This window comes from Nonomuraea sp. NPDC049158 (genome assembly GCF_040648335.1).
In the GTDB taxonomy this organism is placed as follows: domain Bacteria; phylum Actinomycetota; class Actinomycetes; order Streptosporangiales; family Streptosporangiaceae; genus Nonomuraea.
The window spans coordinates 14,506-33,893 of the sequence record NZ_JBEZDM010000059.1; the positions used below are offsets into that span (position 1 = coordinate 14,506).

Below are 19,388 nucleotides of genomic sequence, written 5' to 3' on the forward strand. Positions count from 1 at the left end.
CCCCCTTCCTACCTGAGCTTCGGGTCGAGAGCGTCGCGTACGGCGTCGCCCAGCATGATGAACGCGAGCACCGTGATGCTCAGGAACACGGCGGGGAAGACGAGCGGCAACGGCGCTTCCAGGAACCGGTTGCGAGCGTCGGCGATCATCAGACCCCAGGAGATGTCCGGGGACTGGACCCCGACTCCCAGGAACGACAGCGCCGCCTCGGCCGAGATGAACCCGCCGAGGTTGATCGTCGCGATGACGATCACCGGGGCGACCGCGTTCGGCAGCAGGTGCCCGAACATGACCCGGCTCTGGCTCGCGCCGAGGGCCCTGGCCGCGACCACGAAGTCCTGGCTCCTGGCGGTGATGACGGCGGCCCGCATGATGCGGAACGTCATCGGCCAGGCCAGCACGGCCAGCGCGATGACCACGATCCAGATGCCCAGGTTGGCGTCCCTGAAGGTGGCCGAGATGAGCAGCGCGCCGAGGATCCACGGAATCGCGAAGAAGACCTCCGTGATCCGGGACGTGAGCGTGTCGACGGCTCCGCCGCGGGCACCCGCGAGGAGACCCAGCAGTCCGCCGACGATCGCCGTGATGATGGTGGTGCTCACGCCGATCACGATCGAGTTGCGCGCACCGTAGATCGTCCTGGCGTAGACGTCACAGCCCAGGCTGTCGCGGCCGAAGATGTGGCCCGCGCTCGGTCCCTGCCTGGCCGTGGCCAGCTCGCAGGTCTTGGCGTCGAAGGGGTTGATCGAGGTGAACAACGACGGCCAGAACGACATGACCAGCAGGATCGCGATGAGGACGCACGAGAAGATGAACATCGGCCGACGTCGCAGGTCATAGAAGGCGTCGCCCCAGAGACTCGCCGGCTTCGCCTCCTTCTTGAGCTTGTCCGGAGGGGTCGGCGCGGTGGCGGTCTGCACAGGTCCGACCTGTGGGTCGTTACTCATAGCGAATCCTCGGATCGAGCACGGCGTACAACAGGTCCACGACCAGGTTCGCCACGATGTAGACCAGCACCAGGATTGTCACGATACCTACGACGATAGGTTGCTCTCGTAGGTATACGCCTTGGTAGATCTGGAGGCCGATGCCCGGGATGTTGAAGATCGTCTCGGTGATCACCGCACCGCCCATGAGCGTGCCGAGGTCGGCGCCCAGGTAGGTGACCAGGGGGATCAGCGCGTTACGCAACCCGTGCCGGCCGATGACTCTTCGTCTGGAGAGTCCCTTCGCGGTCGCTGTTCGGATGTAGTCGGATCTCAGGGTCTCGACCAGGCTTGTTCTGGTAAGCCGGGTGAGATACGCGATCGACGTACCCGCCAGCACGAATCCGGGGAGCAAGTACGATTTCAGCCCCGCGTTGATTCCCGCGATCGGGAAGATCTCCGTGCCCACGGTCTGCTTCAGCCAGACGCCCAGCCACAGCTGCAGCACGAAGCCGGTCACCAGCGGCGGGACGGAGATGAGCAGCAGCGTCGCGGCCAGGATCATGGTGTCGATCGCCTGCCCGCGGCGCAGCGCCGCCCACAGACCGAGCAGGACACCGATGATCGCTTCCATGACGAGGGCGACGAGCGCCAGGTTCAGCGTGACCTGGAACTTGCCCGCCATCAACTGCGTGATGGGCACACCGGCGAAGGTCCTGCCGAAGTCGCCGTGCAGGAAGATGTTGCTGATGTAGTACCCGTACTGCACCAGCACCGGATCGTTGAGGTGATACTGATCCCGCAGGATCATCACGATGTTGGGATCTTGTCTCTTCTCGCCGGCCAGCGCCGCGATGGGGTCGCCAGGGAGCGCGAAGACGATGACGAAGATGAAGAGGGTGGCGCCCAGCAGGACTGGTATCGCCTGGATCAGGCGCCGGATGACATAACGGCCCATTCAAGCCTCCCGTACATGCCAAGAAGGCAGTCGCCGGGACCTGGGGTTCTCACGGCCCCCAATGACTGCCTTCGTGGCGGGCTCTCGAGGGGTGGACGACTAGGCGCCCACCCCCGCGAACAGCGTCAGGCCTTCTCGACGTCGGCCCACTCAACCTGGTTGAGCAGGTTGATCTTGACGTTCTTGACCTTGGTCGAGTACCCCGAGTTGTTACGGTAGAAGTACACAGGGATGTACGGAAGGTCCTTGATGAGGATGTCGTCCGCCTGCTGGTAGAACTTCAGCCCCTCCTCGGGAGTCGGCGCCTGGTCGCCCTTGGCGACCGTCTCGTCGAACTCCTTGTTGGAGTAGCCCGCGTAGTTCGAACCGGTCTTGATGGCGCCGGTCGAGAAGATCGGCGTCAGGTAGTTCTCGGCGGACGGGTAGTCGATCGCCCAGCCCATCCGGAACATGCCCTTGTATTCCTTCTTGTCGAGGGCGTCAAGGATGCTCGCGAACTTCTCGAACGGCTTGACCGTCACCTCGACACCGAGGTTGGCGCGGAGGTTGTTGGCCGCGGCCTCGATCCACTCCTTGTGGCCACCGTCGGCGTTGTAGCCGAGCTCCAGCTTCGCCGGGCCCTTGGCCGCGGCGTACTGCTCCTTGGCCTTGGTGGGGTTGTACTGGCAGGCCTGGCAGGCGCCCTGGCGGTAGCCGTCGATGGCCGGGTTGATGAAGTCGTCAGCCGGCGAACGGGTGCCGGAGAAGACCGTCTCGGCGATGGTCTTCCTGTCGATGGCCATCGAGATGGCCTCGCGCATCTTGACGTCCTTGTACTCGTCGTTGTACTTCAGCGGGAAGCCGATGTACCCGACGCCGGCGTCAGGCTGGTCCTGGTAGCGGTCGCCGAGCGCCGTCTTGGCGCTGGAGATCGCCGAGGCGGGCAGCGAGTCGTGGATGTCGACGTTGTCGGCCTGCAGGTCGTTGTAGGCCGTCTCAGAGCTGTTGTAGAGCTTGAACTGAAGCTTGGTCCAGCCGGCCGGCTTCTTGGCCGGGTACTTGTCGTAGACCGACAGGTCGATGGACTGGTCAGTGCCCTTCTTGTAGGGCTTGTCGAGCTTGAACAGGCCCTGGCCGATCGGCTTCTCGCCGTACTCCGCCGTCACCTTGCCGTCGGCGCCGAAGGCGCTCTTGGGCAGCGGGTAGAACGCGGTGTAGCCCAGCATGGTCTTGAACTGGGAGAACGGCGCGGTGAGCGTGACCTGCAGCGTCGTGTCGTCGACCGCCTTGAGGCCCTTCATCTCCTTGGTGGTGACCTGCTTGCCCTCGCCAGGGTTGAGGTCGGCGTAACCCTCGACGCGGCCGAAGAAGTAGCCGGCGCCCTGGGCGTTGTCCTGGTTGGCCGCGTAGTTCCACGCGTCGACGTAGTTCTGCGCGACGACCTTCTGGCCGTCCTGCCACGTGTAAGGCTTGAGCTTGATCGTCCACACCTTGTTGTCGGTGCTTTCGATCGACTCGGCCGCCGCCAGGACAACCTGCTTGTTCTCGTCATAGTTGACGAGCGGCTCGAACACCGCGGCGAGGACTTCAGCGCCCTCGGACTCCGTGGTGTTCGACGGGACCAGCAGGTTCTGCGGCTCGCCCAGTTCCATGCGGACCGGCGTGTCGCCGCCTCCGCTCGACGCGGGGTTGCCGGTCGTGGATCCGCCGCCGCCACACGCGGCAACCGCGAGGGCTAGCAGCGCGGTACCGGCGACGATCTGTGCGCCCTTAGTAACACGCATGGTAAAAAGATTCCTCCCTCAAACAGGTGGGCGTAAGCGCTGAGCTGCGATGATCGTGAGCAGCCTGACGGGGGTGCCTTGTCGTCCCCCGGGTTTGGCTGACCTGGTCAAACCAGCCGACGCCCTGCCAGTCGATCGCGACTATCCCTTACTACTTGCCACCAGGGAGTCTCTGGCGCGTTGCAGTTCGGTCACACGTGCGCTTATCCAACGTCACAGTCATTTCTCGCATAGAGCACTAAAGCCGCCGAAGAACCTCTAAAGCGGACACTACGGGACGTGAACAGCTGATGAAAAATACCCCCTTGGCGCCACTGGTCGCGCCCTAGCCGCCATCCCGCGTGTCGCTGAGCTACGGTTGAGCGAGTCTTGGCATGCCCTGGTACCAGCCTTGGAACCGGTCAACGCGGGACACCGTCCAACAGTCTGTCGCGAACCGTCGCGGCAGACACCTCAACGAGCCGGATCCAATAGAGTCCTTGCCATGAGCCAGCCGGAATCCGCTGTAGCGGACGCCCAGGCGGGCGGCCGAAGCGGAGAGCCGCTGGCCAAGCTCGCCCAGAGATACGGGCTTCGCCGTGCCATCGCGCGGCCGAGGTTCCCTGTCTACGTGCGCCAGCTGTGGGAGCGCCGACACTTCATCCTGACGTACGCGACCTCGCGCAACGTCTCGAAGTACTCCAGCTCGGCTCTGGGCCAGCTGTGGCAGGTCCTGACCCCGCTGCTGAACGCCGCCATCTACTTCCTGATGTTCGGCCTGATCCTCGGCGGCAGCAAGAACATCGACAACTACCCGGCCTTCCTGCTGACCGGGATGTTCGTCTTCACCTACACGCAGCGGACGGTGACCGCCGGCGCCAAGTCGATCTCGGGCAACCTCTCGCTGATCCGGGCGCTCCACTTCCCCAGGGCCTCACTGCCGCTCGCCTACACGATCCAAGAGCTCCAGCAACTCGCCATCTCCATGGGCGTGCTCCTGGTGCTCGTAGTGATCACCGGCGAATGGCCCACCTGGTTCTGGTTGATGATCCCGGTCGTGCTGCTGCTGCAGACGCTGTTCAACATCGGCGCCGGCCTGGTGATCGCCCGGCTCGGCTCCTCGATGCGCGACCTCAACCAACTGCTGCCGTTCATCACCCGCACCTGGCTCTACGCCTCGGGCGTCTTCTTCTCGATCCAGGACAAGGTCGTCCACGCTGCGGAGCTGCCCCAATGGGTGGCCAACGTGATGTATCTCAATCCCGCGGCCTCTTACATCGAGTGGATGCGCGACATCCTCATCGAGACCTACCATCCGGAGAACGGGCACAACCCCCCGATGATGGTGGTGCTGTCTTGCGTATTCTGGGCAGTGTTCGCACTCGGCTTCGGCTTTTGGTACTTCTGGCGAGCTGAGGAGAGGTACGGGCGTGGCTGAACTGACCAAGGAGCTGTCACAGGTGAAGGGCCAGGAGCCCGCCGTCCCCGGCGAGGTCGTCCCCAAGGCGGACGTCCCCAACAAGGACGTCAGGGTGCACCCCAACCCGGCCCCCGCCGGCAAGCGGCCCCTGGACGTCCCCACGGGCACGCCCACGGTCATCGTGGACGATCTCCACATCGTCTACCGGGTCTACGGCGCGGCCAGCGACAACGAGAAGGGCAACGCGGTCAACGCCCTCACGCGGCTGGTCAAGCGGCAGGGTCGCCCGCAGATGAAAGAGGTGCACGCCGTCAAGGGCGTGTCCTTCGTCTCCTATCACGGCGACGCGATCGGCATCGTCGGCCGCAACGGCTCGGGCAAGTCCACGCTGCTGCGCGCCATCGCCGGCCTCCTGCCGCCGCACGCGGGCGCCGTCTACACCGACGGCCAGCCGTCGCTGCTCGGCGTCAACGCGGCGCTCATGCGCGAGCTCACGGGCGAGCGCAACATCGTGCTCGGCTGCTACGCCATGGGCATGACCCCGAGCGAGGTCCGGGAGAAATACCAGGAGATCGTCGACTTCTCCGGCATCGATGAGTTCGTCCAGCTGCCGATGTCCACCTACTCCTCCGGCATGGGCGCCCGGCTGCGCTTCGCCATCTCCTCGGCCAAGACGCACGACGTGCTGCTGATCGACGAGGCCCTGGCCACCGGCGACCGCGAGTTCCGTAAGAAGAGCGAGGAACGCATCAAGCAGATCCGCGAGTCGGCGGGCACGGTCTTCCTCGTGGCCCACGACCTCAGGGTCATCGAGGAGACCTGCAACCGGGTCATCTGGCTGCACAAGGGCAAGATCAAGATGGACGGCGACCCCAAGGAAGTCCTCGCCGCCTACAACAAGGGCTGACCTCTCAGGCTGATCCCCGCCCCTCAACCAGGGCCTATCCCCGCCGCTCCCGCGGGCGCCGCCGTCAGGCGTCCGCGGCTCTGTCATGCCCGCGGTCACGCCCGCGCGACTCGCGGGGCAAATAACTGACACCGTGGCCGGTGTTCCGATATCATTCGAACGTTGTTTCGATACGAGGACGCCGATGGAGTGGGAGCGCGCGATGGGAGAGCTAGCGGCCGCGATCGACCATCTGGCCGTCGAGGACGTGGCAGACGTTCCCCGAGCCCAACTGACCGAGCAACTCATCGACCTCCACTGGCAGATGGCCAGGCTGCAGGCCCAGATAGCCCGCCGCACCGGCGTCCGCCTGCTCTAGAGGCACGTGTCGCGGACATGAAGATGCCGCCGGCCCCGGGGATCCGGGACCGGCGGCGGGCCGCGACCCACGCGGCGCCACAGCCCTGCAGTGTGGCGGTGCGCGGGCACGGCCCATGCCCGGGCGCGTCCGCCCGGGCCGGCCAGTAGACCACCCGCTCTCGCGGGCGGCTCGTGACACATGCGCGACGGCCGTGTCGAACACCCCGGCACCGTTGGAGGCTCGCCGACCGGCCACGCCGGTTCTGTGGCGGTGCGTCCCACGTTCAGGGGACGCACCGACCCTCGATCATGTTTCCTGCCGGACGCGCCGCCTCGTGGCCGTCGCGGCCCATTCCCGAGCGCACGCACCTATGACACTCGCGAACCGCCACCACGGCCCGAACGGCCGACATCCGGAAGGCGCCTCGGCCGGATCGCGATCACGCCGCGATCGGCCTGGGTCAGATCGCCATCACACCGCGATCAGCCGTGCGGGAGAAGCCCGAGACAGCGTCCGCCGTCGCCTCAGCGGTCCCGGCGAGCGGGGTCACCGTGTCGCCGAGGTTCCCGGCGGCCTTCTTCCCGTAGGTCGAGACCGCGTGGGACGCGTCCTCGACGAGCGGGGCGATCTCGTCGGTGGACGCGACCGGCTCCGCCAGGCGCGCGGCACCGGGCACCTCGCCCACGCCCGCCGGCTCGCCCGTACGCCGATCCGTACGCCGATCCGTACGCCGATGCGTGCGCGGGTCCGTGCGCGGGTCCGTGCGCGGGTTCTCAAACTGGTTCTCGAGCTGGTGCTTCAGCCGGTCCTCAAACCGGCCCTCGAGCCGGTCCGTGCGCCCACCCGGACGTGCGGCCGCCTGGTCGCCCGCGTGGGCTTCCGCGTGGCCGCCTGTGCGGGTACTCGCATGCGCGTGCGCCTCCGAGCCCCAGCCCCAACGCCTGTCTCTACGCCCGTCCCTGCGCCCGTCCGCGCGCCAACCGGCGCCGTCCATGAGCCCACCCCTGGGCCCATCCGCGCGCCCATCCATGGGCCCGCCCTGCGGACCGTTCATGGGCCCGCTCTTGGGCCCGTTCATGGTGCCGCTCTTGGGCCCGTTCATGGGCCCGTTCATGGGCCCGCTCTTGGGCCCGTTCATGGGCCCGTTCATGGGCCCGCTCTTGAGCCCATCCGCGCGCCCGTCCGTGGGCCCGCCCTTAGGGCCGTTCACAGGCCCGCCCCTCGGCCCATCCATGGGTCCGTTCATGGGGCCGCCCCTGGGCCCGTCTATGCGGCCGCCCCTGGGCCCATCCGCGTGCCGACCCGTTCGCTTGCTCGGCGGCGGACTCATCAGGCGACCGCCGAAGTACGGCGACAGCTCCCCTGCGCCCTCAGCGACGGCACTCCGCTCGGGAATGGCCCGCAGAGCGGCCCCCTCGGTGCCGGAGCGCTCGGAGGCGGCTCGCGGAGCGGACACCTCGGTGTCGAGAACCCCACCGACCTTGGCCCCGGCGGGCAGGCCGTTCACACCGCCCAGACCCTGGATCGGGTCGCTGCCCCCCGGCAGGCTCCTGACCGCGGAGTAATGGGCCTCAGCTTGGGCGGCCGACGCGAACGACGCCGCTGCCAGCGCCAATCCCGCGACGGCGACCGCCGACTTGATAATACGTTTCATGATTTGCCTTCCCGGCTCGTGATCGAGCGCTCTCGAATAAAGCTGAGATGCGTCTCGATAACCCCCGAATGCCGTGGCGTACACGCTATGGGCACCACACGAAGCGCGCCGTCCCGGCTGAGCTACTGACGCAGTTGTATCACCGCGGCCGACCGAGCGCAGGCCACGGAAACTCCACGTCACACGGGGTTGAGCGACCCAGGAGCGATCATGGGAGGGGTGTCGAGTCGGGAGACAAATCGGGAAATAGCCGGGGTGTATGTCCGATATTCCGTTGACGTCACCCGCATTCAGAAGAGCCACCCCGACGGCCCGTCGACAACGGTCGGGAAAACAATTGTCACGGGCCGGGGGCTCAATCTTTCCGCTTGCGGGGCACGCGCTTGACCGCTCAGGCCGGCACGAGCATGTCCTCCACGGAGACCTCGAACGGGAAACGATCGGCGAAGGCCGGGCGCAGGTCCGACAGCCACACCGCCGATGGGTCGTACTCGGCGAAGAACGGCCGGCCGACCAGAGAAGGGTCGCGGGCCTGGATCAAGTGGAGCACGAACACCCGCCGACCGGCGATCTCCGTCACGCCGTCGACGCACACCTTCCCAGGAGTGGCCGACATGGAAGGCCCCCGGACGGTCCGGCAGAGCCCTGAGACCTGGGAGTAGGCCTCCCTGAAGATCTCGTACGCGCGGGCGAGCGGGACCGCGAAGTAGTCCTGCGGGCCGGTGTCGCGCTCGACGAACATGTAGTACGGGATCATCCCCATGCTGTGCTGCCGCCGCCACATGCCCGACCATATGGCGGGATCGTCGTTGATCGAGCGGATCAGTGGCGCCTGGGTCCTGATCGTCGCCCCACTGCCGAGGATCCGCTTGACCGCGGACTCGACCAGCGGCGACTCCAGCTCGCGCGGGTGCGTGAAGTGGGCCATGAACGCCAGGTTCTTTCCCGCGGCCACGACCTGCTCGAACAGTTCGAGCGTGGCGTCGGCGTCGGGGTCGGACACGAACCGCTGCGGCCAGTAGGCCAGCGCCTTGGTGCCGATCCGGATCGACTCCAGCTGTTCCAGGCCGATCAGCGGCTCGATATATCGCCTGATCACCGGCTCGCCCATGATCATGGCGTCGCCGCCGGTGATCAGCACGCTGGTGACCTGCGGGTTCTGGCGGATGTAGGAGACCATCTGGTCGATGTCGTCGGAGGCGAACTTCAGGTCCGCGTCGCCGACGAACTGCGCCCACCGGAAGCAGTAGGTGCAGTAGGCATGACAGGTCTGCCCTTGCTTGGGGAAGATGAGCACGGTCTCGGGGTACTTGTGCTGCAATCCCGGCACCGGCTCCGCGCCGATCCGGGGGACGTTGAGCTCTTTCTGCCCGGCGGGGTGCGGGTTGAGCTGCGCGCGCACCCGGTTGGCCTCGGCTTGGATCTCGACGTTGGGCGCCTCGGCCTTCAGCAGGTCGGCCAGCCGCGCGACGTCCGCGGCCGGAAGCATGTCCTCCTGAGGAAAGACAAGACGGTATATGGGATCGTCGGGCGCTGCCGACCAATCGATGAGCTCGTCCACGACGTAGGCGTTCGTCCGGAAGGGCAGCACGGTGGCGACGGCGCGTACCCTCAGCCGCTGCTCATCATCGAGCCCCGCACGTCGCAGGAGCTCATCGAGGTGCTTGGACGTGTACGCCCTGAAGCGGCGCGTGCCCGCCTGATTCAAGATCACTAAGCCTTTCCCATCTTTTTTGTTCGATCCGCTGTAAACCTCTGGCGCCTGTCATGCGTCTACGGTTCTTATACCCGGACGCTATGCACGGCGTCCCTGGTTCCATTGGTCTCCAAGTTTTCCCTGAGGTTTGACTACTCGCGACATATCGCGACAGCGCATAGACTGAAAAATTGTGACCTCAGATCCCGTTCTGCGCGCCTCTGACGCCGACCGCGACCGCGTGGCCGCTGTGCTCGGTGAGGCCCTCGCCACCGGAAGGCTCACCAGCCTCGAACACGCGGACCGCCTCGACGCTGCCTACACGGCCAAGACCGTCGGAGAGTTGGCCCCCATAACCTCTGACCTGCCCGATGTGTCGGCTCCAAACATGGTGGCCCTCGGAATCGAGCAGCAGACCATCGACTCGAAGTTCAGCAAGGTGATCAGGAAGGGCCGCTGGGTCGCCTCCCGCCACACCAGGTTGTCGGCGAGGTTCGGCGCGCTGATCATCGACCTGACGGACGCCGTGCTGCCCGGCCGGGAGATCACCATCGAGGCCGACGCCCGCTTCAGCAAGCTGATCGTGCTGGTGCCCGACAACGCCCAGGTGGTCGACGAGGGCGGCTCCATGTTCGGCAAGCGCCAGGTGAGCGGCGGCACGCGCGAGGACGGCCCCCTCATCCGGGTCACGGGCCGGTCGATGTTCTCCAAGGTCATCGTTTCGCGCGAGGTCTCCGACTGGAACCTGACCAGCGTCGGCTGACCCGGCCACCCGCCGATCGGCCCGGCGCGCACCCTGCCTACGATACGGACGGGGGGCGTACGGGGGGCGGACCCGGGGGGCGGACCGCGGCGTGACCGCGTTCCGGCCACGCCACAGGAACGCTCCGCGAGCCGTACGAGGTGACCTTTTGTCCGACACCAGGCCGATCGCGCTCGACGCCATGGGCGGCGACCACGCGCCGCACGAGATCGTGGCGGGGGCCGTGCACGCCGTGCGCGAGCGCGGGCTGGCGGTGGTGCTCGTCGGCTCGCCCAAGGTGCTCTACGAGGCGCTCGCCGACCACGACGCGACCAAGGAGATCCCCATCGTGCGGGCCGAGGAGGCCCTGGCGATGGACGAGGGCGCGCTGGCCAGCCTGCGCCGCCCCCGCTCCAGCATCGCGATCGCCTGCCATCTCGTACGGCGTGGCGACGCCTCGGCGGTGGTGTCCGCGGGCTCGACCGCCGGGATCGTGACCACGGGCCGGCTCAGGCTCAAGGCCCAGCAGGGGGTGCTCCGGCCGGCCATCGCCGTCGCGTTGCCCACACTGCCGAAACCCACGCTGCTCCTCGACGCGGGCGCGAACGCCGAGGTCAAACCGGAAATGCTTGTGCAGTTCGGGCATCTGGGGTCCGTCTACGCCGAGCTGGCGTACGAGATCTCCATGCCCAGGGTCGGTCTGCTCACGATCGGCAGCGAGGCCGAGAAGGGCAACAAGATCGTCAAGCGGGCCCACGAGCTGCTGCAGGGCTCCCCCGGCCTCGACTTCATCGGCAACATCGAGGGCCACGACCTGCTGACCGGCATCGCCGACGTGATCACCACCGACGGCTTCACCGGCAACGTCGCGCTGAAGACCATGGAAGGCGCGGTCCGCTACGCGTTCGGCGAGCTCCGGCGGACCATCGACGACAACAGGATGGCCAGGCTGGGGGCGTTCCTGCAGCGGTCACGCCTGCGCGAGCTGCGCAGCCGCCTGGACGCCGAGGCCTATGGCGGTGCCGTACTCCTCGGGCTGAACGGGACCGTGGTGATCGCCCACGGCTCGTCCAGAGCGGCCGGCATCAGCGCCGCCTGCCGGCTCGCCGCCGACCTGTCGGCGCAGGGCGTCGTGGCGCGCATCGGCGACAGAATCGCGGCCGCACACCGCCCGCATCGCCTGAGAACCCCATAGTCTGTGGCGGATCCACAAATCTGGGGGTTGTGTGGACGGCTTAACCTCAGCACAGGTCTCGGGGGCGAAGACCAACCATGTGCCGCGCCGGTCGAGCAGGTCGCTCGGCGCGATCATCAGGGCGAATGTCTTCACCCTGTTCAACCTGGTCATCGGCGTACTCTGGGCGCTGGTGCTGATCTTCGGCGCGTGGCAGGACGGACTGTTCGGGCTGGTCATCGTGGCCAACGCGCTGATCGGCATCGTGCAGGAGTTCCGGGCCAAGCGCACGCTCGACAAGCTCGCGGTGATCAACGAGGCGCCGGTCACGGTCCGCAGGGACGGCCGCGACCAGGAGATCCCGCCTCACCAGGTGGTGCTCGGCGACCTGATCCTGCTCGGGCCCGGCGATCGTCTGCTGGTGGACGGCGAGGTCGTCGAGTCCGACGGACTGGAGATCGACGAATCGCTCCTGACCGGCGAGGCCGATCCGGTGCACAAGCTGCCGGGCGACGAGGTGCAGTCGGGCAGCTTCGCCGTCGCGGGCTCGGGCGCGTTCGTCGCGACCAAGGTCGGCGCAGACGCCTACGCCGTACGGTTAGCGGAGGAGGCGAGCCGCTTTCACCTCGCGCGCTCGGAGCTGCGTGACGGCGTCACGAACTTCATCAAGTACATCACCTGGCTCGTCATCCCGATCGGCACGCTGCTGATCTACAGCCAGCTGCGCAACTCGGCCGACTTCGGCACCGCCATCACCGGCGCGGTCGCCGGCATCGTCACCATGATCCCCGAGGGCCTGGTGCTGATGACCTCGATCGCCTTCGCGGTCGGCGTCGTACGGCTCGGCCGCCGCAGCTGCCTGGTCCAGGAGTTGCCCGCGATCGAGGGCCTGGCCCGGGTCGACGTGCTCTGCCTCGACAAGACCGGCACGCTCACCGCGGGCGGCATGGACCTCGGCGAGGTACTCCCCCTGAGCGAGGGCCGGCCGATCCATGACGCGCTCGCCGCCCTGGCCAACGTGGACCACCGGCCCAACGCCACAGCCAAGGCCATCCAGTCCCGCTACCCCGCGGCGGCCGACGGGTGGACGGCGGTCGACGTCGTGCCGTTCTCCTCGGCGCGCAAGTGGAGCGGCGCCGACTTCGGCCCCCACGGGGTGTGGCTGCTCGGCGCCCCCGACGTCCTGCTCGACGCCACCGCCGACGGCTACGAGCGGGCCGCCGAGCTGGCCTCGACCGGCACCCGCGTGCTGGCGCTGTGCCGTACGGACAGCTTGGCCTCCGCAAGCGTGGCGTCGGCCGCCGGGACCGAGAAGGCCACCGCCGGAAAGGTGGAGGCCGTCGCGCTCGTCACGCTCAAGCAGCGCATCAGGCCCGACGCGCACGAGACCCTGCGGTACTTCGCCAAGCAGGGCGTCACGGTCAAGGTGATCTCCGGCGACAATCCTGACTCCGTCGCCGCGATCGCCATCGGCCTGGAGATTCCGGACGGCCATCGCGCGATCGACGCGCGTACCCTGCCGGCGGACGACCCGGCCAAGCTGGCCGAACTGCTGGACACCAACACCGTGTTCGGCCGCGTCACCCCTCAGCAGAAGCGCGCCTTCGTCGGCGCGCTCCAGTCGCGCGGTCACACCGTGGCGATGACCGGCGACGGCGTCAACGACGTGCTCGCGCTGAAGGACGCCGACCTGGGCATCGCGATGGGCGCGGGCAGTCCCGCCACCAAGGCCGTCGCCCAGGTGGTGCTGCTCGACGACAAGTTCTCCTCGCTGCCGCACGTGGTGGGCGAGGGCCGCCGGGTGCTGGCCAACATCGAGCGGGTCTCGAACCTGTTCCTCACCAAGACGTTCTACGCCATCGCCCTGTCGCTGCTCACCGGGGTCCTCGGGCTGATGTTCCCGTTCGCTCCGCGCCATTCCACACTGGTGAACGCGCTGACCATCGGCATCCCGGCGTTCGTCCTGGCGCTCGCGCCGACACTCGAACGCGCCAAGCCCGGATTCGTACCCCGGGTACTGCGCTTCGCCGTACCCGCCGGGCTGCTCTGCGCGGGCGCGGTGTCCCTGGCGTTCTGGGCCGCGCACAGCGGCACCTCCACCCTGATCGAGGACCGTACGTCGGCGACGATCGCCCTCTTCCTCACCACCTGGTGGGTGCTCATCCTGATCACCAAGCCGCTCACCCTGGGCCGGATCGCCATGATCGGCGCCATGGCCGGGCTGTTCGCGCTGGCCCTCGCGATCCCCTTCATCCGGCACTTCTTCGCCCTCGAACCCGGCGATCTGAGCAACGATCTGACCGCCGTCGGCATCTCCGTGGTGGCCGCCGTAGGCATCAGCGCGGCGGTCAAGGTCGCCGGTACCCTTAGACCATGACCGACCCGCAGACAGTGCTCACCGAGCGCGTCCAGCAGGCGCTGGCGCACGCGTTCGGCTCCGAGTACGCCGACGCAGATCCGCTGATCCGGCCCTCCCAGTTCGCCGACTTCCAGGCGAACGTCGCGATGAGCCTGGCGAAGCGACTGCGACGCGCGCCGCGGGAGGTCGCCGAGGCCATCGCCGCGGAGCTGTCCGACTTCCCCGGCACGGTCGAGGTCAGCGGTCCCGGCTTCCTCAACATCGCGCTCGACGACTCGTGGATCGAGTCCGAGGCGACCGCGATGCTCGACGACCCGCGCACCGGCGTCGGCTACGCCACGCCGCCGCAGACCGTGGTGGTCGACTACTCCGCGCCCAACGCGGCCAAGGAGATGCACGTCGGCCACCTGCGCACCACGATCGTGGGCGACTCGCTGGCCCGCATGCACGAGCACCTGGGCAACACCGTCATCAGGCAGAACCACCTCGGCGACTGGGGCACGCCGTTCGGCATGCTCATCGAGCATCTGCTCGACATCGGCGAGGAGGCCGCGGTCGCCCAGCTCGAAGCCGGCATGGGCACCGAGTATTACCAGGCGGCCAGGAGCCAGTTCGACGGCGGCGAGGAGTTCAAGGTCCGCTCGCGCAAGCGGGTGACCATGCTCCAGTCGGGCGACCCGGAGACCCTGCGCCTCTGGCACGTCTTCATGGACGCCACGATCCGCTACTTCAACAAGGTCTACGGCATGCTCGGCGTCACACTCACCGACGCCGACATCGCCGGCGAGAGCATGTACAACCCGATGCTCGAGAAGACCTGCGACGACCTGGAGGCCGCCGGGGTCGCCGTGCTGAGCGAGGGCGCGCTCTGCGTCTTCCCGCCCGGCTTCACCGGCTCCGACGACAAGCCGCTGCCACTGATCGTCAGGAAGAGCGACGGCGGCTACGGCTACGCCTCCACCGACATGGCGGCGATCCGCTACCGGGTCGACGACCTCAAGTCCGACCGCATGCTCTACGTGGTGGGCGCCGACCAGGCGCTGCACTTCCGCATGGTGTTCGCGGCGGCCAAGCTGGCCGGCTGGCTGCCCGAGACGGTCTCGGCCGAGCACGTCCAGATCGGCATGATGCTGGGCAAGGACGGGCGCCGGTTCAAGACCCGGTCCGGCGAGTCGATCAAGCTGATGGACCTGCTGCAGGAGGCGGTCGACCGGGCCGCGGCGGCCATCGCCGACCGCGGCTACGACGAGACCGCGCGGGCCGAGATCGCGCACGCCGTGGGCATGGGCGCGGTGAAGTACGCCGACCTGTCGGTCAGTCACGACAGCGAATACGTCTTCGACTACGACCGCATGCTCGGGTTCAACGGCAACACCGGTCCCTACATGCAGTACGCGTCGGCCCGGATCCGCTCGATCTTCCGCAGGGCGGGCGTGGCGCCGGCCGACGCGACCGGCCGCATCGTGCTCGGCCATCCCGCCGAGCGCGCCCTTGCCCTCCACCTGCTGGGCTTCGGCGCGCTGGTGGAGCAGGTCGTGGCACTGTCGGAGCCGCACCGGCTCTGCGCCTTCCTGTTCGAGACCGCCAGCTTCTTCAGCACCTTCTTCGAGGAGTGCCCGGTGGCCAAGGACGGGGTCGACGCCGAGACGAAGGCGCACCGGCTCGCTCTCTGCGCGCTGACCCTGCGGGTCCTGGAGACGGGGCTCGATCTGCTCGGCGTACCGGTGCCCGAGCGCATGTAGCACGTGCGGGCGCGCCTCCACGTGGACGGCGCGCCCCCCGGCTAGGCTTTACGCGGTCATGAACTGAGGCCACTATGGGGGAGTTCTCTGCCTTGAGCACGGACCTGACTGCCGACCCCCAAGCAGCAACCGAGCTGCACCGATACGCCGAGGCGCTGCTGTCTCACCTGGCCGCCAACGGCGCCGCGCCTCCGGCCCCGCCCGACTTTCCCGACAAACCTGGCTACTGGCTGCCACCCGCCGTCGAAGCGCTGGTGGCGATCCTCGCCGGTGACGATCCGCTGGCGCCGCTGAGCAAGGCGGCCGGACGCGACCAGCAGCAGACCGCGCTCTTCCTGGCGCTCGCCCTGGCCGTCGCGGGTCACGGCAGCCGCATCCACGCCTCCTGGCTCGGCACCGCCTTCGGCGACCTGTCGCTCGACCAGCCGGTCACCCACGGTCAGCGCGCGCTCTGGCTGGCCGCGGCCAGGGGCGCGTACGGTCCGGCCGGGAAGATCTTCGTGCTCCGCAAGCTCGACGCGGTGGCCGTACCCGAGCACGCGGACGCGGCGCAGTGGACGCAGGCGCTCCTCCCCGGCGAACCGTCGGTGGTCGTACCCCCTTCGCTGCTCGACTTCCCGGAGATGGCGGAGATCCCCGAACTCGCCACGCCCGTCCAGGCCGCCGCGCGGCTCGCCCGGCTGCGTGCCCGGTGCGCGGAGATCACCTCGGCGAAGCAGGCCGAGCACGACTCATCCACCCCGCTCACCAACAGCTCCGGCAGCCCCGCCGCCGCGTGGGAGGAGGACGAGCCGCTGGCCGTACTCCGCTCACTCATCGGGCTCGGCGGCCCCGCCGGGCCGATGGCCGCGCTGAGCTCGCACCTCCTCGACGACCTGCGCCCGGGCGCCGATCCGCATCTGGCGGCGCTCGCCCTGCACGTGGCGGGCCCGATCCTGCGCGGCGTCGCGGAGGAACTGGAGTCCGACAGCCGGCTCGCGCCGCCCGCCACGGTGACCGTGTCACTGCTCGGCCACCACATCGAGCTACACCCCGAGGGGCCGGACGATGCCTCGCTCGCGGCGGCCGAACGCGAGATCGTGGACCAGGGCACGATGCGGCGACGGCCGCCATGGGCGGCCGTCGCGCTGATCGTGGCGGGAGTCGGTCTGCTCCTCGGAGCGCTGCTGGCCGACGGGCTGGGGGTGCCCGTGCTCGCCGCACCGGGGGTGGCACTGCTCGGCCTGGCGGGCTGGCAACTCTGGCGGCGCCGCAAGGCCGTTGAATCGGACGCCCGCTACGTGGCCGCGCAGATCGCCGAGCTCAAGGAGCTTGCCGACGGCGCGGTGTGGGCGCTGCACGGATACGCGCGTGAGGCGGACACGCGAGCGGAACAGGCCGCGGACGACTCGGCCGAGCTCACCCGGCTGATCCGTCGCGGCCCGCGCGCGGCCTAGGAGCTCTCGATCTCCACGTGGGCCGGCGCGAGCAGGAACACGCGGTCGGCGATGCGCTCGATCCGACCCTCACAGCCATAGGCCAGGCCCGCGGCGAAGTCGACCATCCTGGTCGCCTCCGGCATCGGCATGCCCGTCACGTCCATGATCACCGTCTGGCCATCACGGAAGTGCTGCCCGATCATCGGCGCGTCGTTGTACTTGAGCGGCTGAACCATCACGATTCGTGACGAGTCGGCGGTCGAACGCCAGCGCCTCGCCGCCCGCTCCGTCGCCGGCATGTACTCCTCTTCGTACTGCTCGTCGTCGTAGCCGTCGTCGTAGTGGTCGATCCCGCCCAGGCCAAGGTAGCTCACCACCTTGCGCACTGCCCCCATCGGCTTGTCCTTTCCTCAGGAACTCACCTCAATCGGCACGTCCCACCATTGGACGTTAACCGACGACGAGAAGTTCGCCGTGCGACACGCCCACAACTAATTCCATTTTGTACGGCTAGCAGCCAGGTATCACCTGGATATCTCTCCCCCGATAGCCTCGATACATGCGCGTGTTCACTGTAGATGCCTTCACCGACACTTCTTTCCGGGGCAATCCGGCCGCAGTGTGCCTGCTGGAGTCTCCCTCTCCGGAGTCATGGATGCAGGCCGTCGCCACGGAGATGAACCTGTCGGAGACCGCCTTCCTGCTCGGCGATTCGCTGCGCTGGTTCACCCCCGCGGTCGAGGTCTCCCTCTGCGGCCACGCCACGTTGGCCACCGCACATGTGCTCTATTCCACAGGTGCGGCCGGCGGTCAGCTCGAATTCAGTACGGCCAGCGGAACACTCACCGTGAATCGCATGGCCAACGGCATGATCACGATGGATTTCCCGGCGAAGGAAGTGTCGCCGGCAGCCGTTCCCGACGGCTTGGAAAATGCACTCGGAGCTGCACCGGTGCAGGTCGGGAGGAGCAATCTCGACCTGGTGGTGGAGCTGGAATCGGAGGCGACGATACGTTCCCTCGAACCCGACATCGGGGCACTGGCCACCATCCAGGCCCGTGGCGTGATCGTCACGGCACGGGGCTCGTCGACCGACTTCGTCTCCCGCTTCTTCGCCCCGAACGTGGGGGTCCCGGAGGACCCGGTGACGGGCTCGGCACACTGCGCGCTGGCGCCCTATTGGGCGCAGCGGCTGGGGCGGGACACCATGGTGGGCGCGCAACTATCGGTCAGGGGCGGGCTGGTGCACGTGCGGTTGGACGGGGATCGCGTGCACTTGGCTGGGCGAGCGGTCACGGTGCTGTCGGGGGAACTACACGTCTGACGGGAAGAGCGGACTGTCGGCAGAACCCTGCGTGTTTGACCAGGGGAACCGCACCTTTGGCCGGACTCGCACGTGTGACGGGACGTCCGCTGGACGCGGTCTGCACGTTTTGACGCGGCCAGCGCACGTGACCGGACATCCGCTGGACGCGACCTCCCCGCCTAACGCGGCCCGCACACGTGACGAGACGCCCGTTGGCAGGGACCCGCACGCTTCACAGGACCCGCGCGCTTGACGAGACCCGTAATTTATTGACGGGACAGACTTGCCGCGCCCGTACGCGGACACCCGGGGACCGCTGTGACGGCGTCCGTACCGGGCGGAACTCAGTCAGCGGCGCTGTGACGACGGCGGTGCAGCTCCCGCACCTCGACTGCAAGCTCAGGCACCGGCCCCTCCACCACAGCGCCTGGAACGACCTGCTGGATCGGCAGCGTCCGCACCAGCGGCGCGGGAACACCCAACTCGGCCAGCCACCCAGCAAGCTGCTCCGACGAACTCGCGTACACGATCCGCCCCAGCCCAACCCACCCATGCGCGGCCGCACACATCGGGCAGTGCTCCCCAGAGGTGTAGACAGTCGCAGCCGCCCTTTCCTCCACCGTCATATGAGCTGCGGCCCAGCGAGCCAGCTCGAACTCCGGATGCCGAGTATTGTCGCCAGCGGCCACGCGATTGTGATCCTCGGCGAGCACGATCCCGTCAGCGGACACGAGCACGGACCCGAACGGCTCGTCTCCCACCTCCAGCGCCTCCGTCGCCAACTCCACACATCGCCGCAGGTGCCGCAGGTCGGTTTCGGTCGCCACAGTGCCTCTCCCGGAGTTCCGATCTTCGAGTTCCATGCTAGGGCTTCGGGATGTGACACTTCTCAGCGCATCGGTGTCAGCACGCCAGACCGGGGCCGCGCGGGTCTCAACGCGGCATGCCGGGGCCGCGTGCGCGGTCAGGGAGGAGTTGGTCGTGGGGCCGACGCGGGTGGTGAG

At 67.9% G+C, this 19,388-nt stretch carries 16 protein-coding genes; 9 read left to right on the top strand and 7 right to left on the bottom strand.

Annotation, left to right across the window (positions count from 1 at the left end; translation table 11 throughout):
- Window positions 1–8: 8 nt before the first annotated feature.
- The 3 genes from AB0B61_RS54400 to AB0B61_RS54410 form a co-directional block, all read right to left on the bottom strand.
- On the bottom strand, window positions 9–947 hold the full coding sequence (locus AB0B61_RS54400) for an ABC transporter permease (protein ID WP_358449672.1): 939 nt from the start codon (window positions 945–947) through the stop codon (window positions 9–11).
- Window positions 940–1,884, bottom strand: a complete 945-nt coding sequence (locus tag AB0B61_RS54405) for an ABC transporter permease (RefSeq protein ID WP_358449674.1) — start codon at window positions 1,882–1,884, stop codon at window positions 940–942. Before AB0B61_RS54405 ends, AB0B61_RS54400 begins: the two co-directional genes overlap by 8 nt.
- Before the next feature lie 125 nt (window positions 1,885–2,009).
- Window positions 2,010–3,647, bottom strand: a complete 1,638-nt coding sequence (locus AB0B61_RS54410; RefSeq protein WP_358449676.1) for an ABC transporter substrate-binding protein — start codon at window positions 3,645–3,647, stop codon at window positions 2,010–2,012.
- A 484-nt stretch (window positions 3,648–4,131) separates the two neighbouring features.
- On the opposite strand from AB0B61_RS54410, the gene AB0B61_RS54415 reads away from it, so the two are divergent.
- The 3 genes from AB0B61_RS54415 (at window position 4,132) to AB0B61_RS54425 (ending at window position 6,311) form a co-directional block, all read left to right on the top strand.
- Complete coding sequence (locus AB0B61_RS54415) at window positions 4,132–5,064, top strand: ABC transporter permease (protein WP_358449678.1); 933 nt, start codon at window positions 4,132–4,134, stop codon at window positions 5,062–5,064.
- On the top strand, window positions 5,057–5,953 hold the full coding sequence (locus AB0B61_RS54420) for an ABC transporter ATP-binding protein (protein ID WP_358449680.1): 897 nt from the start codon (window positions 5,057–5,059) through the stop codon (window positions 5,951–5,953). The genes AB0B61_RS54415 and AB0B61_RS54420 overlap by 8 nt, the downstream gene beginning before the upstream one ends.
- Window positions 5,954–6,155: 202 nt before the next feature.
- Complete coding sequence (locus AB0B61_RS54425; RefSeq protein WP_225302514.1) at window positions 6,156–6,311, top strand: hypothetical protein; 156 nt, start codon at window positions 6,156–6,158, stop codon at window positions 6,309–6,311.
- Between the two features lie 442 nt (window positions 6,312–6,753).
- On the opposite strand, the gene AB0B61_RS54430 is transcribed toward AB0B61_RS54425, so the two are convergent.
- Both AB0B61_RS54430 and AB0B61_RS54435 read right to left on the bottom strand, forming a co-directional pair.
- Entirely contained in the window at window positions 6,754–7,947 is a 1,194-nt protein-coding gene (locus tag AB0B61_RS54430) for a hypothetical protein (protein WP_358449682.1), read from the bottom strand.
- 391 nt (window positions 7,948–8,338) lie between these two features.
- On the bottom strand, window positions 8,339–9,661 hold the full coding sequence (locus tag AB0B61_RS54435) for a lysine 2,3-aminomutase (protein WP_358449684.1): 1,323 nt from the start codon (window positions 9,659–9,661) through the stop codon (window positions 8,339–8,341).
- 175 nt (window positions 9,662–9,836) lie between these two features.
- Between AB0B61_RS54435 and AB0B61_RS54440 the strand changes: the two genes are divergently transcribed.
- The 5 genes from AB0B61_RS54440 to AB0B61_RS54460 all read left to right on the top strand — a co-directional run bounded on the left by AB0B61_RS54440 (window position 9,837) and on the right by AB0B61_RS54460 (window position 17,096).
- Window positions 9,837–10,406, top strand: coding sequence for a DUF1707 domain-containing protein (locus AB0B61_RS54440; RefSeq protein WP_358449686.1), 570 nt, complete (start codon window positions 9,837–9,839; stop codon window positions 10,404–10,406).
- A 148-nt stretch (window positions 10,407–10,554) separates the two neighbouring features.
- Window positions 10,555–11,580, top strand: a complete 1,026-nt coding sequence (plsX, locus tag AB0B61_RS54445) for a phosphate acyltransferase PlsX (RefSeq protein WP_358449688.1) — start codon at window positions 10,555–10,557, stop codon at window positions 11,578–11,580.
- Between the two features lie 31 nt (window positions 11,581–11,611).
- On the top strand, window positions 11,612–13,936 hold the full coding sequence (locus AB0B61_RS54450) for an HAD-IC family P-type ATPase (RefSeq protein WP_358449690.1): 2,325 nt from the start codon (window positions 11,612–11,614) through the stop codon (window positions 13,934–13,936).
- A complete protein-coding gene (argS, locus tag AB0B61_RS54455; RefSeq protein WP_358449692.1) occupies window positions 13,933–15,660 on the top strand; it encodes an arginine--tRNA ligase in 1,728 nt (575 codons plus the stop codon). The genes AB0B61_RS54450 and argS overlap by 4 nt, the downstream gene beginning before the upstream one ends.
- 92 nt (window positions 15,661–15,752) lie before the next feature.
- Complete coding sequence (locus AB0B61_RS54460; RefSeq protein WP_358449694.1) at window positions 15,753–17,096, top strand: hypothetical protein; 1,344 nt, start codon at window positions 15,753–15,755, stop codon at window positions 17,094–17,096.
- Here the strand turns inward: AB0B61_RS54460 and AB0B61_RS54465 are convergent.
- Entirely contained in the window at window positions 17,093–17,473 is a 381-nt protein-coding gene (locus tag AB0B61_RS54465; RefSeq protein ID WP_225302506.1) for a cell division protein SepF, read from the bottom strand. The genes AB0B61_RS54460 and AB0B61_RS54465 overlap by 4 nt on opposite strands.
- Window positions 17,474–17,637: 164 nt before the next feature.
- Here AB0B61_RS54465 and AB0B61_RS54470 point away from each other — a divergent pair, with 164 nt between their 5' ends.
- Window positions 17,638–18,402, top strand: a complete 765-nt coding sequence (locus AB0B61_RS54470; protein ID WP_358449696.1) for a PhzF family phenazine biosynthesis protein — start codon at window positions 17,638–17,640, stop codon at window positions 18,400–18,402.
- Between the two features lie 326 nt (window positions 18,403–18,728).
- Here AB0B61_RS54470 and AB0B61_RS54475 read toward each other — a convergent pair whose 3' ends face one another.
- On the bottom strand, window positions 18,729–19,211 hold the full coding sequence (locus AB0B61_RS54475; RefSeq protein ID WP_358449698.1) for a nucleoside deaminase: 483 nt from the start codon (window positions 19,209–19,211) through the stop codon (window positions 18,729–18,731).
- Window positions 19,212–19,388: the final 177 nt, after the last annotated feature.

Coding starts and splice junctions, on each gene's coding strand:
- AB0B61_RS54410 (WP_358449676.1), bottom strand. CDS start 3,647: ATGCGTGTTACTAAGGGCGCACAGATCGTCGCCGGTACCGCGCTGCTA.
- AB0B61_RS54430 (WP_358449682.1), bottom strand. CDS start 7,947: ATGAAACGTATTATCAAGTCGGCGGTCGCCGTCGCGGGATTGGCGCTG.
- AB0B61_RS54415 (WP_358449678.1), top strand. CDS start 4,132: ATGAGCCAGCCGGAATCCGCTGTAGCGGACGCCCAGGCGGGCGGCCGA.
- AB0B61_RS54470 (WP_358449696.1), top strand. CDS start 17,638: ATGCGCGTGTTCACTGTAGATGCCTTCACCGACACTTCTTTCCGGGGC.
- AB0B61_RS54405 (WP_358449674.1), bottom strand. CDS start 1,884: ATGGGCCGTTATGTCATCCGGCGCCTGATCCAGGCGATACCAGTCCTG.
- argS (WP_358449692.1), top strand. CDS start 13,933: ATGACCGACCCGCAGACAGTGCTCACCGAGCGCGTCCAGCAGGCGCTG.
- AB0B61_RS54400 (WP_358449672.1), bottom strand. CDS start 947: ATGAGTAACGACCCACAGGTCGGACCTGTGCAGACCGCCACCGCGCCG.
- AB0B61_RS54465 (WP_225302506.1), bottom strand. CDS start 17,473: ATGGGGGCAGTGCGCAAGGTGGTGAGCTACCTTGGCCTGGGCGGGATC.
- AB0B61_RS54425 (WP_225302514.1), top strand. CDS start 6,156: ATGGGAGAGCTAGCGGCCGCGATCGACCATCTGGCCGTCGAGGACGTG.